Annotated in this window: 13 protein-coding genes; 9 read left to right on the top strand and 4 right to left on the bottom strand. The window is 35.4% G+C overall.

Features of this window, described 5'->3' with window-relative positions; genetic code table 11:
• From ACIQZA_RS23840 to ACIQZA_RS23825, 4 genes are all read left to right on the top strand, one after another.
• Positions 1 to 273 (top strand): energy-coupling factor ABC transporter substrate-binding protein, encoded by a 273-nt coding sequence (locus ACIQZA_RS23840; protein WP_402884263.1) that lies wholly within the window; start codon positions 1 to 3, stop codon positions 271 to 273.
• A 3-nt stretch (positions 274 to 276) separates the two neighbouring features.
• Entirely contained in the window at positions 277 to 1,047 is a 771-nt protein-coding gene (gene cbiQ / locus ACIQZA_RS23835; protein WP_400936729.1) for a cobalt ECF transporter T component CbiQ, read from the top strand.
• A complete protein-coding gene (locus ACIQZA_RS23830; RefSeq protein WP_400936727.1) occupies positions 1,047 to 1,883 on the top strand; it encodes an energy-coupling factor ABC transporter ATP-binding protein in 837 nt (278 codons plus the stop codon). The genes cbiQ and ACIQZA_RS23830 overlap by 1 nt, the downstream gene beginning before the upstream one ends.
• A 240-nt stretch (positions 1,884 to 2,123) precedes the next feature.
• A complete protein-coding gene (locus tag ACIQZA_RS23825; RefSeq protein WP_402884266.1) occupies positions 2,124 to 5,621 on the top strand; it encodes a S8 family peptidase in 3,498 nt (1,165 codons plus the stop codon).
• A gap of 570 nt (positions 5,622 to 6,191) precedes the next feature.
• On the opposite strand, the gene ACIQZA_RS23820 is transcribed toward ACIQZA_RS23825, so the two are convergent.
• Positions 6,192 to 7,295, bottom strand: coding sequence for a glycosyltransferase (locus ACIQZA_RS23820; RefSeq protein WP_400936722.1), 1,104 nt, complete (start codon positions 7,293 to 7,295; stop codon positions 6,192 to 6,194).
• 292 nt (positions 7,296 to 7,587) lie between these two features.
• Between ACIQZA_RS23820 and ACIQZA_RS23815 the strand changes: the two genes are divergently transcribed.
• The 4 genes from ACIQZA_RS23815 (at position 7,588) to ACIQZA_RS23800 (ending at position 10,986) form a co-directional block, all read left to right on the top strand.
• Positions 7,588 to 8,187 carry a glycosyltransferase family 2 protein gene (locus ACIQZA_RS23815; protein WP_400936719.1) on the top strand — a complete coding sequence of 200 codons (600 nt, stop codon included), beginning with the start codon at positions 7,588 to 7,590 and terminating at the stop codon, positions 8,185 to 8,187.
• Positions 8,188 to 8,218: 31 nt separating this feature from the next.
• Positions 8,219 to 9,247 (top strand): polysaccharide biosynthesis protein, encoded by a 1,029-nt coding sequence (locus tag ACIQZA_RS23810; protein ID WP_142507102.1) that lies wholly within the window; start codon positions 8,219 to 8,221, stop codon positions 9,245 to 9,247.
• Positions 9,244 to 10,098: an SDR family oxidoreductase gene (locus ACIQZA_RS23805; protein WP_400936715.1), complete on the top strand. Its 855-nt coding sequence runs from the start codon at positions 9,244 to 9,246 to the stop codon at positions 10,096 to 10,098. Before ACIQZA_RS23810 ends, ACIQZA_RS23805 begins: the two co-directional genes overlap by 4 nt.
• A gap of 525 nt (positions 10,099 to 10,623) precedes the next feature.
• Complete coding sequence (locus ACIQZA_RS23800) at positions 10,624 to 10,986, top strand: hypothetical protein (RefSeq protein WP_402884269.1); 363 nt, start codon at positions 10,624 to 10,626, stop codon at positions 10,984 to 10,986.
• A 568-nt stretch (positions 10,987 to 11,554) separates the two neighbouring features.
• On the opposite strand, the gene ACIQZA_RS23795 is transcribed toward ACIQZA_RS23800, so the two are convergent.
• The 3 genes from ACIQZA_RS23795 to ACIQZA_RS23785 are packed head-to-tail and all read right to left on the bottom strand — an operon-like array spanning position 11,555 to position 13,152.
• Positions 11,555 to 12,307, bottom strand: coding sequence for a LytR/AlgR family response regulator transcription factor (locus ACIQZA_RS23795; RefSeq protein WP_402884270.1), 753 nt, complete (start codon positions 12,305 to 12,307; stop codon positions 11,555 to 11,557).
• A gap of 12 nt (positions 12,308 to 12,319) precedes the next feature.
• Positions 12,320 to 13,039: a GHKL domain-containing protein gene (locus tag ACIQZA_RS23790; protein ID WP_402884272.1), complete on the bottom strand. Its 720-nt coding sequence runs from the start codon at positions 13,037 to 13,039 to the stop codon at positions 12,320 to 12,322.
• Complete coding sequence (locus ACIQZA_RS23785) at positions 13,030 to 13,152, bottom strand: hypothetical protein (RefSeq protein WP_255504959.1); 123 nt, start codon at positions 13,150 to 13,152, stop codon at positions 13,030 to 13,032. Before ACIQZA_RS23785 ends, ACIQZA_RS23790 begins: the two co-directional genes overlap by 10 nt.
• Before the next feature lie 237 nt (positions 13,153 to 13,389).
• Here ACIQZA_RS23785 and ACIQZA_RS23780 point away from each other — a divergent pair, with 237 nt between their 5' ends.
• Positions 13,390 to 14,055, top strand: coding sequence for a septal ring lytic transglycosylase RlpA family protein (locus tag ACIQZA_RS23780; RefSeq protein WP_142507107.1), 666 nt, complete (start codon positions 13,390 to 13,392; stop codon positions 14,053 to 14,055).
• The last annotated feature ends 113 nt before the right edge of the window (positions 14,056 to 14,168 follow it).

Genomic DNA, 14,168 nt, shown 5'->3' with positions numbered 1-14,168 from the left:
ATGAAAAAGAACTTACTGCTCTTAGCCATTGTTGTGTTCCTAGCAATTATCCCCCTATTTATTCAAAAAGGTGCAGAATTCGAGGGGGCTGATGGTGAAGCGGAAGCAGCAATTAGTGAAATTGATGCTAGCTACGAGCCATGGTTTGAAAGCTTATGGGAGCCACCAAGTGGTGAAATTGAAAGCTTATTATTCGCACTACAAGCTGCTATTGGCGCTGGATTTATCGGCTATTTCATTGGCTTAATGCGTGGCAAACATAAAGAGGGTTAAGCGATGTTACTCATTGATAAGTATGCTTATTTGAATAAATTAGCGTCTGTTCATCCGTTAGAAAAAACGACGTTATCCCTTGGACTACTTATATTGTCGCTTATCATGAGAGATGAACGAATGTCACTCATTACATTTATTGTGATGAGTGCTTTTATCATTTTAGGCGCAAAAATCCCTGCTAAATATTATGCTAAATTACTATTGCTACCTGGATTTTTTTTACTATCAAGTTTAGTGTCAATTTTAATTTCTATAGCGCCAACAACTAGCACGTTACCAACGTATATTTGGTCATTTTCATTTAATAGTTGGACGATTTTTATCGGCAGAGCGAGCCTCGTGACAGCGCAACAGCTTTTTTTCATCGTCCTTGGCAGCATTAGCTGTTTGTATTTTTTAATTCTCACAACATCAGTCCAATCTATTTGTTACGTGCTAAGACAATGGCGACTTCCAACTCTATTTGTAGAGCTAGTAGAGCTAACGTATCGTTTTATTTTTATCTTTTTAGATAGTATGCAAAAAATTCATCTTGCCCAGCAGGCTCGTCTAGGATACAGCTCCCCTATGCAGTGGCTCCGTTCGGTATCAATGTTAATTGCAGCTTTATTTGTCGAGATGTTCCAACGAAGTCGTGAGCTAAACAATGCGATGGAAGCGCGTGGTGGCGAAACTGTTTATTGGCAAGACGATGTTACCTATAACGCGAAAAATTGGGTAGGTATTGCTACTATTTTTATACTCCTCATCATTTATGGAGGGTTTTTCTGATGACAGATTTATACTTTGATTTAACACATTTATCCTACGCTTATGCAGATGGAACTTATGCCCTAACAGATATTACACTTCAAATTCCAAAGGGGAAAAAAATCGCTTTACTCGGTCATAATGGAGCTGGAAAATCAACGTTATTTCAGCATTTAAATGGTATTTTGAAGCCTACCGCTGGAAGTATATCCTTTTGTGGCAATGACCTGAACTATAGTAGAAAAGCATTAAAAAAATTGCGCCAACAGGTTGGTATTGTTTTTCAGGATGCCGACAATCAGCTTTTTTCTGGCACAGTTAAGCAAGATATTGCATTTGGTCCTTTGAATCTTGGCTGGACAACTGAAAAAATTGAAGAGAAAATTGCGTGGGCTGTCGCTCAAACCGAAGTCGAAGCATTGCTAGATAAACCGATCCATTTTTTAAGTGTTGGACAGAAAAAACGTGTCGCAATGGCAGGAGTACTTGCAATGGAACCTTCCGTTTTATTATTAGATGAACCGACAGCTGGACTAGATAATTATTATAGTGCACAAGTTTTAAAGTATTTAGCTACGTTAGAGAACGATATACGAACAATTTTACTAGCTACGCATGATATTTCATTAGCCTATGAATGGGCAGATCAAATAATCGTGATGGAAGCTGGGAGAATTATTTATAATGGAGATCCAGTTGCAATGTTCTTCCAAGAGGATTTGCTTGAAAGAGCCCATCTTGAACGCCCATGGGTCTTTGAAATGGCCATTGCCTTGCAAAAGAAAAAGTTATTTAAAAAAAACATTAAAATGCCCCGTTCGAAGAAAGATTTACACAGACTTCTTGAGCAGCTTTAAGACAATTTGTTCATAGTTGGTACAATTCAATTATGGTTGAATCCAAGCTCCTACTCCAATCTCACAAATCGAGTAGAATGTTTCGACCTCTCTTCTACATATTTTTATAATGGGGGAAATATGGTAAAATGTAGAATGGTGCTTTTGGAAAAATATATACTTATTACGAAACTTTTCTATTAGTCATACGTATTAGTATAGATGTCACAAATATTTGGCACACTCAAGGAGGGAAAACAGTTGAAAAACTGGAAAAAAAAATCAGTTGCTTTAGTAGCAACTGCAGCACTAATGGTTCCTGCTACTTCTGCCTTTGCTGAAGCGCCACAAAAAACAGCGAAGAACCAAGAGTTAGTGAAAGTAGCTAGCAATAAGGATCAAACATCTAAGAATCAAAAAGAATGGATTAGTCAGGATACGATTATCGTCAAACATTCCGGTCTTGATAAGAATGTGCACAAAAAAATTGGCGCAAAAGTGATCCGCTCTATTCCTTCATTAGGATACGATGTTATCCAACTGAACAAAGGAACAGATTTAGAAAAAGCAGTTTCATATTATGTGAAACAAAAAGGAGTTAAAAAAGTATCTCCAAGCTACGTGTATCATTCCTTTGGCACAGCAGTAGATCCAAAGAAACAGGATATGTACCATTTGAGTCTACTTCAAATTGATAAAGCACTAGAATTAGCAGGCAACAATGATGTAAAAGTAGCTGTTATCGATGGTGGTGTGGATTTTAAACATCCAGATTTAAAATCTCAAGTGCTTCCACCATATAATGCAGCAGCACCTGCCAATACATCTTATCCTAGTGAGCATGGAACACATGTAGCAGGAATTGTTGGCGCGGCAAAAGATAATGGTATTGGAGGACATGGAATTAATCCAAATGCCAAGCTTCTTCCAATTGATGTATTCAACGGAAAAGATGGCGCTAATGATTTCGTTATTGCACAAGGAATCCTTTACGCCATTGAGCAAGGCGCAGATGTTATCAATATGAGCCTTGGCGGTTATGGTGAATCTCCATTAATGCAGGAAGCCGTTCAGAAAGCAATTGATAAAGGAGTTACCATTGTAGCAGCTGCTGGAAATGAATCGACAGACAATTACTCCTTCCCTGCTTCTTACGAAGGCGTTATTAGTGTAGGCTCTACGAATGATCGAAATAAGCTATCGAGCTATTCAAACTATGGTCCATCGGTTGATCTTGTAGCTCCAGGTGAAGACATTTACAGTTCAGTTCATGATGAGAAAAAAGGATCATCCTTTGTAAAATTTAGTGGAACATCGATGGCATCTCCTGTTGTTGCAGGTGTGGCATCCCTACTAAAATCAAAATATCCAGATTTAAAGCCTTATGAAATAGAAGCTATTCTCGAAATGACCGCAAAGGATTTAGGTGACAAGGGCTATGATCTTACATATGGACATGGCCTTGTAGATCCTGTGAAAGCATTACAGTTTAATATTAATAATCTACCAAAACAGTATTCTGAAACAAAAGAAGAGCGCTTGAAAAACGCAAAAGTCCTTAAAAAAGATATAGTAAATACTGAAAAAGGTGAATTCAAGTTACCAGACGAGAAGAAATGGTACAAGGTGGATCTAGACGCAAATGAGTATGCTCAACTGACATTAAAAGGTGCAGACAAATATGATTATGCATTTGATTTATACTTCTACCCTGATGGTAATAAAAAAGAAGTAGAACCAATTAACGTCAATGATGTTCGTGTAGGCAAGCAAGAAGGATACCTATATAAAGCAGATCAAAAAGGAACCCTTCTTATTGGCGTAAAAGATCATAATGGCAGCTATAGCTCGAAGGGTAATTCAAACTACGTATTCACGGCTCAAACGACTAAAAAATTACCAATTGATGCATTAGATATGGCACATATGGAGAAGATTGAAAAATTCCCATTCAGTACAGCCGGGAAAAACTATACCCTACTTTCTGAAGATCATCTAGGTGATAAAGATTATTTTACATTTTCAGTAAATGAACCAACGACACTGAAATTTGATTTAGCTGGGATTCCAGGTGTTTCTGCTTCTATGGAGCTTTATCTAAAAGAAGATTTAGTTAATGTTCCGTCAGAGGAGGACGATGCTGAAGGATTAAATGAGGCCTACCCAATCCGAGCATCTTATGGCACGGATAAAGGCGATGGCGTCAACTTAGTTGTCGATGCTGTACCTGAGGAAGAGTATGTAATAAGCGTATCTAATGAAAACGGTATGAATTTTTCACTTGATATGTTCTTTGGCGGCGGTATTGAAACAGAGCAAACTGTTAGTGAATCAATCATTCCTTACACATTAAAAGGTGAAGTCGTTACCCTTCCTAATGATGAAGACGGACTTTCATCAAATGGAGGAATGCAAGAAAACAACGTACAAAAGGATATTTTATCTTTAACTGAGTATAAAACAAAGAAACGTAATCAACTAAATGATTTTATGAATATATTCATGAATCTAGATGCTATGGGACAACCGGAAAACGTTGACCAAATCATGAACCAAGCAATTCGTTTTGATATTGGTAAAGATCAAAAAGCATACTTCCAAACAGAAGATGATGAAGATTACTTCGCATTTACAGCTAAAGAAGATGCCGTATATGGTTTCCAAATTCAAAAAGGGTTAAACCAATCTCCAGCCGGTAATGTATTCGAATATGATGAGGAAACAAATGAATTAATCCCAGTTTCTTCATTATCGAATGATATGGGGTTACTCAGTCTACTTTTTGGATCAACAAGTGATCCAAACGATGCTAAGGCAATTGCATTGAAAAAGGACAAAACATATGTTGTAAAAGTGATGAATCTTGGTGATCGTTCTGCTGAACCATATACACTTAAAACAAGTAAAATGGCAGCTATTCCAGAAGACGATAATAGAAATAATAACACACCAACTACTGCAAAAACGCTTAAATCTGGTATTACTTATAAAGACCATCTCATTTATCAAGATGATACTGATTTCTACTACTATAAACAACAGGGTAAAGATGAAGTCATGAGTCTTCTTATTTCTTCTGTACCATATACTAAAGAACAGCTAGCTCAATTACCTAAAGAACTTCAAAATGACTTGAAATTTTCAGGCTCCATTATAGAAGATACAAATGGTAATATGGAAATCGATCCACAAGAAATGGCGACTGAAATTCAATTTGGACAAGGTGAAGACCTCCTTCAAATACTACTCGGTCTTGGAGGAACAACAGATGTAAATACTTCTTTTAAAGCAAAAAAAGACCACGGTTATTTTATTGTTCTTAACGGAAGCAATGTTGGACAAGTATCAATCCAGCCATATACTTTAACTTTATTTGATCATAAAAAACTAGATGAAGATGCAGATTCTAAGTTAGTTAATGGTATACCGACAAAACCAACTGTACTTACGAAAAAAGATGATAAATGGATAGCTACTCAATATCTAAATGCTGGTGTTCCATTTGGTGATAAGGACTATTTTGAATTTAAAAACGACAGCAAACGCAATGTGTCCTTCTCTCTTCAAACAGAAAAAGCACTTGATGGCGTCATCCGTATTATTGATGCAAAAGGAAAAACAGTAGAAACTTTAGATCTTTACGGAGCTGGAGATGCTGAAGTAGGTACAGTCGAACTGGATAAAGGCACTTACTATATTGAAGTAAGTGAATATTACGGCAAAGCTAGTACTCAACCATATACACTTGAAATAAAATAAGATATACCATTGGGCTGAAAAACGAACTTTAAAGAACAATAGACTTTTCAGTTGAAGGTAGTGTAATAGCTGCAAGATTTAAGTTTTCAAAAAAATGAAGGTTTATCCCCTAGATGATGAAAAATCTAGGGGATTTTTTTATACATTTATGTTTTATTCAGGATCATCACCAAAACGTGTGGTTGATTTCCGTTCCGACTGGGCGCTTTGTTGCTGCCGCTTCGCTTTCGCTACAGAAAACATCCGCTACGCTGCAGGGTCTCGGGCCAACACGATGTTGGTCACGAAGGCGTTATCACAGGATGTGATGCTTTTAGCCTTCGTTCCTCTATCGCTGATCCCCGAGGAGTCGCCCAATCTCCACTCCAATCAACTATTTACATAGTAGACGTTTTAACAAAAGTCATTCACAACTTTTGGTGATGAACCTTTATTCACCATAACGAGGATTTTATTTCCATACTCGTTCCCCTACTAGCTCTCTAATCTTCAAGGAGTCGCCTTGTCTTCATGCCAATCACCTTATAATAATGGCATGTTAGAGATGATCTACCCTTCCTCTAATTCGATCTAATTTAAACTTGGCTTTTCCCCTAAATATTCTGCTACTTTTTGCACAATATGCTTCCAATTTAATTCCGCCCTTGCGAATGCTTGGAGGTGTTCACACGTATCCCCCAATAAAGCTTCCTGTTTCGTTACTTGCTGCAATGTCCGCCCAACACTTTGCCAATCATGTGTCGGATGAATTGTTCCATAGCGTTGATTATGAGTAATATCCATAGCCCCATCTACATCAGTCGAAACAATGTAACAACCATTCTTTGCAGCCTCAGCAAATACATGAGCATAGCATTCTACTAAAGAGGTAAGGCAAAAAATTTTAGCCTTTCTATACTCCTCCTCCAATCGTACCTTATCATAAATCGGTCCTAAAATAACGACCTGTGCCGCAAATGGATTTCCATCAAGCACGTTCAACAGCTCCTGTCTAAACGCCTCTGACATTGGACCTACTAACCGAAATTCCCAATCTGAAAGTTGTGCAGCTAAAAATGCTTTGACTGCTAAAAGAATTTGTTTTTCAGGAGCATCTAAACGGGCAACCGTTAGTATTCTATTTTCTTTCTCATTAAATGAAACCGGCTCTGTTTGAAATAGCTCATAAAAACCATTAGGAATACGTTTAATATCTAAATTTAAAAATTCATGAATAGCGTTTTGAATGGATTCAGATTCAGAGGAAAGTACATCACAAAGCTGGAGTAACTCTGAGAAATAAGGATAGGTTTTTAATCGGTTTAACCAAAAACGATTAACATCAAGTTTCATATAAATTTTTCCGTTCGGATTAAATTTTTTATAGGTTTTTAATATCGACAAATACGATGGATACGGTCCTATTACAAATGCAATATCGATGTCCTTTGCATGCTCTATTAAATAAGTATTCATATTAGCAACATAGTCATCCTCAAACGGAATATGTTGAAAAGTAACAGCAGGAAAATTTTGTTTCAATAATGCCTCATTCATTTCCGTCGTCAAAATACTAACATCATAGCCTAAATATTCACCTAACAAAATCGGAACAAGGCACAAATCTTTGAAAATATGTGCGTCGGAGAGCTTATACGATTCCACACTACATATGAAGGCTATTTTTTTTGACATAACATTCCCCTTTTTAAAGTCTGTACTTCATTAAAATATGATTTCTCGTTGAATAACGTGAAAAGAATAGTATAAATATCATGAATACACTAGTAAAATCACCTTATTTTTGAAGTGTTCTCTCTTTTAAATAACTAACGATTGTAAGCAATTGCCTATATAACAACTCTTGCAACGCATATTGTAATAAAGAATCCTTTTTGTCAATGAAAGTAAACAGTATAGACTTTATAAAACTTCTACTTACGCCTATTGAACACTTCTACTAACAATAAAAGAATCGAGGTGTTACATGAAAATTAGCTTTTTATCACCTGCCTACAATAGTGAAGAGTGGATATTGACATTGTTAGAAAGTATTCCTAAAGAATACGCCTATGAAATTATCGTTTGCGATGATGGCTCTACGGACAATACTTTAGCCATTTTAAAGGACTATCAAAAAAACTGCCCTGCCTTAAAAATTATTAATCATCCAACTAATTTGGGTGCTAGTGTAGCCTATAATCGATGTATCGCAGAAGCTTCGGGTGATTATATAGCTATCATTGATAGTGATGATCACTATTTACCCGCTATTCGAAACGTCTTAGCCCAAGTAGATGGTCAGTTTGATATTTACTACTACAACATGCTAACAAAGGCAGGCTATGCATTTATAAAAGATGAATCTAACCGTTACACATTACCTGGGCAATTTAAAATTATTCGAAGAAGTTTTATAGGTGATGCAACCTTTACCATAAGAAAAGATATTGCTGGGGATTGGGATTTTAATTGTGCCTTAATGGATAAAAACCCGACAAGTAAATATACAAATGAATTGGCATACTGGTATAACTTCCCAAGGGAAAATTCTGAATATGATTTACATCGTAGAGGATTAAAATGAATCATTACTCCGTACATGCAGAGGTGTAACAATGTTTAAAGATAAAGTTCTTCTCATTACTGGCGGCACTGGCTCTTTTGGTAATGCAGTATTAAAGAAATTTTTGAATACCGATATTAAAGAAATACGTATCTTTTCAAGAGATGAGAAAAAGCAAGATGATATGCGTAAACTCTATCAACATCCGAAAATTAAATTTTTCATAGGCGATGTACGTGACATCCAAAGTATTCACAATGCAATGTATGATGTCGATTTTGTTTTTCATGCTGCCGCTCTTAAGCAAGTCCCCTCTTGTGAATTTTTCCCACTGGAAGCAGTTAAGACGAACATCCTTGGCACTGATCATGTTTTAACGGCTGCTATTCAAGCAGGTGTGAAAAAAATTATTTGCCTTTCCACTGATAAAGCCGCTTATCCAGTAAATGCAATGGGAATTTCAAAAGCCATGATGGAAAAAACGTTTATTGCTAAATCAAGAATGGTTCATCCAGATAAAACATTGATTTGCGGGACACGATATGGAAATGTCATGGCTTCAAGGGGCTCAGTAATCCCTTTATTTATTGAACAAATTAAAGCTGGCAAGCCTTTAACGATTACAGATCCAAAAATGACACGCTTTATGATGAGTCTTGATGAGGCAGTTGAATTAGTTTTATACGCCTTCTCACACGCTGATAATGGGGACATAATGGTACAAAAATCCCCGGCTGCTTATATTGAGGATTTAGCACTGGCTTTACTAGAAATTTTCCAAGCTCAAAATAAAATACAAGTTATCGGAACACGGCATGGCGAAAAAATTTACGAAGTGTTATTAACAAAGGAAGAAGCTGCAAAGGCCATTGATATGGGGAATTTTTATAGAATCCCTGCGGATAATCGAGATTTAAATTACGGAAAATATCTTGATGAGGGCTCTCCTAAAATTACGTTAACAGATGAATACAACTCTACTAATACGAAAATACTGTCCGTCACTGAAATAAAAGAAAAATTATTAAAGCTTCCTCTCATTCAAGAAGAATTACAAAATTGGACGGGAGGAAAACCTTGAAATTTTTAGTACTTGGCTCTACTGGAATGGCTGGCCACACAATTTCACTCTATTTGTACGCCAAAGGGCATGATGTAACAACCTATTCACGAACATCCTTTTCTTGTGGCAATAATATTACAGGAGATATTACAGATACAAATTTTTTAAGGTCACTTTTATTAGATCACGCCTATGATGTTGTGGTCAATTGTATCGGTGTTTTAAATGACGCCTGTGAAACGGACCGCGAGAAAAGTGTATATCTCAATAGTTATTTGCCTCATGCCATTGAATCTTTATTAAAAAACAGTAATACTAAGCTTATTCATTTAAGTACAGATTGTGTATTCTCAGGAAAAACAGCTCCCTATTATGAAAAAAGCCTTCGCGACGGGGAAACCTTTTACGATCGTACGAAGGGACTAGGCGAAATTGAAAGCACTCAACACCTAACGTTTCGTAACTCTATCATCGGTCCTGATTTGAAGGAAGACGGCATTGGTCTCTTCAATTGGTTTATGAAGCAGCATGATACTATTCGCGGCTATACTGGTGCAATATGGACCGGAGTTACTACCCTAACGTTAGCAAAAGCAATTGAACGTGCAGCAATTGAAGGGACAACAGGCCTCTACCACCTAGTCAACAATAGCAGTATTTCAAAATTTGAGCTACTGCAATTATTCAATATGCACTTCAAAGAAAATAAAGTTACGATCCAGCCATATCCCCTCGTAAACATCGATAAAACACTAGTCAACACACGAAAAGATTTTTCATTTATTGTTCCTAGCTATGAAGACATGATCGTTGAGATGAAACACTGGATATGGCGGCATAAAGATTTGTATCCTCATTATTTTAAATGAGTTTGGAGGTTCAGTATGCTAAAAAGAAAGTTCGGTGACCGTTCAGAATGGCTACGAGTTATCGAAAGAAAGTATAGTCAATCATACCTTGACATTAGAGAAATCAAAGGTTTTACTACATTATTAAAAACACTCCAGGTTACTGAACCTTTAACCGTGAATTATGGAGAAAAAACCTATGTATTGTTGATAACGGCTATATATGGTTGCAACAATTTCCCCTTAAAAAAATCATTCTGTAACAACTATGTTTAATGCTACCGGAGAAATAATTCAATGGTATATCGGTATATGCCATAAAAACCTAATATAAGATAATTTTCCCTGTATAGGTTAATACTAAATAAAAAATACTGTTTTTTCTAATATTCACGAGTATTCTGAATGCAGATTAATCCAAGTTTATGTATAGAACTGTAAAATATTTAGGTTAAAGTTGGAAACAAATTAAACAATAACCAAAATAGTATCTACAATGATTCTGATATTAAGCATGGCATGTCTTACGATTCTGTGTATAAGATTGTGAAGAACAATGTTACTTACTCTACGAAGAACTCTAGTATTTTTACAAATAAAGCGAGATATGGATTATCAGGAACAACGCATTATTTCTTTGATGAAATCAATGAATTAAATTTTTGGTGGCATAAATTTGATTGGAGCAAAGAAGAAAACACACCAGACACTGTATCAGGGATTCATAAAATGTATCTAAATAAAGTAAAAGAAGAGTTTGTTGTTCCTGATCATACAGTTAAAATTAGTGGAACTGATTATTTATGGTATTCTTCTGATTGGAAAAAAGATGGTTTAGATATAGATTTAAAAACTAAAAAAGGAAAAGTTAAAGTGGTTTTAATTTTTTTTGTAAGTAAGAAAGATTGATGATTAATTATAGATTATATAATTGAGATAGATAGAGTAGATTTTGATATGCTCCCTATTAGGTAGACAGATTAAAAAATAAAATCTGTTTATCTAAGGGGAGTATTTTTTATGGGGCGAAGCAAACATCCACTCGAGTTAAAACTACATATCCTTCAATTGTTTGAAGAAGGTCAATATTCTATAAGCGAATTGTGAGAAAGGTTTTTAGTTCATATACAATTAACTTTCAATAGAAAATATTTTAAATTGGTTATATGGACTTAAGTTGAAAGTCTCTTGGTTGAAATCATTGAGAACACCACCTGCATTTAGTCTCTCAATTATAAATTAAAAAGGCGAGGTATTCGACGATTCAATCGTCGAATACCTCGCTAAGTGGAACCAATTGAAGTTTTTCAGTACTCAGTAGATACCCCCGATCATAAATAAATTTTCAGCAGGTTGCTATTGAACGAGAGCCATGCAAATCTCATGATTATCGACTGTTAATTGTCGAATCATAGTATCACTCCTAACGTATCAGCAGAATAACATGCTAAAAAGATATCACTTTTCTGAACTAGCACTATTTAGAAATAATTTCTGTTGTAGAGGCCAGTGCATTCATAAATGCTTTTTTGTAGCGATATGAATAATGACAAATAGAGCCATTTTTCATTGTAATTTTTCGATAGGTTGAGTCAATCTTATGTATATGCTGCAAATTAACAATATACCCGCGATGACAGCGGAAAAAGCGATTATCTAATTGCTGTTCAATATCTGTTAAATTGCTAAAAAATTCATAGACACCACTTTTCTCCTTCAGCTCAATTTTATGTGCAATTGGTGATGTGCAGAAGCAATAAATATCATCAAATGGGATGAATTTAATATGTTCCCCTATTTTCACTTGAAAAGTCATTTCAATTTGTTGGGCATGTATATTTTGATGTTTTTGATAAGCAACATGCAAGGTGTCGATTAAATTTTCAGCTAAACCCGGCTCATTTTTAACAATAAAATCCAGTGCTGCTACTTTGTACGTAAAGGTTAGCCTTAGCTTTTCCACATATGTGGTAATAAAGACAATCGTTGCAAAAGGATCTTTATTGCGTATGGTGTTTGCCAGTTCTAAGCCATTTATCTCATGCTGAAGCTCAATATCCAATAAAAAACAATCTGCGCGGTGTTCCTGTATATATGCAAGTACCTCAGATGGATTAGAGGCGATCAATGCAATCTCAACATTCTCATATTGAAATAAAGAAGAATGAACAATAGTTGATTGCAAAAATTTCCGATGTTGTGCATCATCCTCACAAATAACAATTTTCATAGTAGACACCCCTTAGAAAATTTGTAACTCCTGAATAAAGCGTTGTTTTTCAATACGCGTGTTTAATGTAACATTAGGATAGGTCTGTAAAATTTCCTTCACATTGGCTAAACCAATCCCTCGGTCTTCTCCTTTAGAAGAGGAGTGATAATCAAAGATAGTTGAAATATTGAAGCTTGCATCCTGTAATGGATTGTCGATGACGATAACAACATGGTCATCTGAGTAGAGAATTGCAATATGCACAACTGAATCGACTTTCGCAATACTCGCCTCAAGTGCATTATCAATCAAAATGCCTAGTACCCTCGTTAAATCAATAAGACTCATATTAACAGAGGATATCGTATATGGAATTTCAATCGCGACCCTCTGTTGTAAATGATTCGCGAGTAACAGCTTAGAGGATAATAAGCCTTTTAGCTCGACGATTTGCAAATTTTCTAATGTACCAATCATTTTACTTTGAAATAAGGTCTGTTGCTCCACCTGCATAATATGCGAATAAAAATATTGCTTTAACCCCTGTACATCCTCATCTTCTATATAGTTTTGCAACGACATTAAAATATTTATATAATCATGGCGGAACTTTTGCATATCTGTATTCACTTGCTCCAATACCTGCATATATTCAAAAAACTGCTGCTGTGTTACTTCCTTTTGCCGAATCGTTTGGATTTTGTTGATACTTAAAACAAGTAATCTAACAGCAAACACTATCAATAACATATAACTGCCTCTGAAACAATTAGCTTAATACCATATTCAATTTTTAGCTTCTCAGTTTGTGTATGAGATTCAAGTGTAAATAGATTGACTAGTTGATCCTCTATATATTTCATAAACGTCCACCTTTCTTTCTTATTTTACACAAATTATACAATATTGGAATTAATTTTCCTGAAATATTGATTTTTTTTCCTATTTGTTATTATAATAGTATGAGTTAGCGTTAAGGACATATAGATTACTTTATAAGAAGAAACACTCTTTAAAACAAATTTTTCGTGTATTCTTTTTACGTAATATGATGCAACTAGCAACATATTTCTAAAAAAACGCGAAGGGAAAGATGTAAAATGAAAAAATTATTATTAGGCTGTGTAGTAGCATCCACTTTGGTTATTCCCAATTTAGCTTTTGCTGCTAATTCAAATGAAGGGATTGAAACGAGTACAGACAATGAAGCTACTATTCCTGGATACATGGCTCCTGGGACAGTAATTAAATTTAATGAACAGGAAGAATCTGTTATTCTAAGAGAAGGAGATAAAAAACCAAGTTTTATGCAACAATATAGACTTCAAGCAGACGAAACAGATTTGCCAGTTATAAAACCAGGTATGACAGTGGTCTATGATGCTTTAGGTGCACCAATAGTAGTTGTCCCAGAAACTGAAGAATCTATTAATGTTGAAATGAAAGAAATTAATCCGCAACAAGGAATACGTCCTTTAGCCGTAAAAACAGAAACGGGTGAAATTTCTTGGTTTGATATTTGGGCAGAAAGTGGTACAGCATCTGGTTCAAAAGCGAATGATGGTGCGGCTCATAAAACTATAGCTATGAAGACATATGTTAATGTAAAAAGTAACAAGAATTCAAATAAAACAACAGTTTTAATTTTAGATAGAGGACCGTATGCAAAGGGAAGAATTTTAGATATGTCTAAACAATCATTTAGTAAGCTACATACTTTAAGTACGGGAGTATTTGACGGTACGATTAGTTGGGATAGTAAATAATTCTTTCTGATTTTATTTGTTATGGAAAGTCAGTTTACACAATTTTTTTGGCGTAAACTGACTTTTTCAGTGATTCTGATTGAAATTAGCTCTTCTTAATTAGGGGAAATAGG

Origin of the sequence: Lysinibacillus sp. NPDC096382 (assembly GCF_044762845.1) — a bacterium.
GTDB lineage: Bacteria > Bacillota > Bacilli > Bacillales_A > Planococcaceae > Lysinibacillus.
This window is presented reverse-complemented; position numbering and strand designations above follow the sequence as displayed.

Coding starts and splice junctions, on each gene's coding strand:
- ACIQZA_RS23840 (WP_402884263.1), top strand. CDS start 1: ATGAAAAAGAACTTACTGCTCTTAGCCATTGTTGTGTTCCTAGCAATT.
- cbiQ (WP_400936729.1), top strand. CDS start 277: ATGTTACTCATTGATAAGTATGCTTATTTGAATAAATTAGCGTCTGTT.
- ACIQZA_RS23830 (WP_400936727.1), top strand. CDS start 1,047: ATGACAGATTTATACTTTGATTTAACACATTTATCCTACGCTTATGCA.
- ACIQZA_RS23820 (WP_400936722.1), bottom strand. CDS start 7,295: ATGTCAAAAAAAATAGCCTTCATATGTAGTGTGGAATCGTATAAGCTC.
- ACIQZA_RS23815 (WP_400936719.1), top strand. CDS start 7,588: ATGAAAATTAGCTTTTTATCACCTGCCTACAATAGTGAAGAGTGGATA.
- ACIQZA_RS23810 (WP_142507102.1), top strand. CDS start 8,219: ATGTTTAAAGATAAAGTTCTTCTCATTACTGGCGGCACTGGCTCTTTT.
- ACIQZA_RS23795 (WP_402884270.1), bottom strand. CDS start 12,307: ATGAAAATTGTTATTTGTGAGGATGATGCACAACATCGGAAATTTTTG.
- ACIQZA_RS23790 (WP_402884272.1), bottom strand. CDS start 13,039: ATGTTATTGATAGTGTTTGCTGTTAGATTACTTGTTTTAAGTATCAAC.
- ACIQZA_RS23785 (WP_255504959.1), bottom strand. CDS start 13,152: ATGAAATATATAGAGGATCAACTAGTCAATCTATTTACACTTGAATCT.
- ACIQZA_RS23780 (WP_142507107.1), top strand. CDS start 13,390: ATGAAAAAATTATTATTAGGCTGTGTAGTAGCATCCACTTTGGTTATT.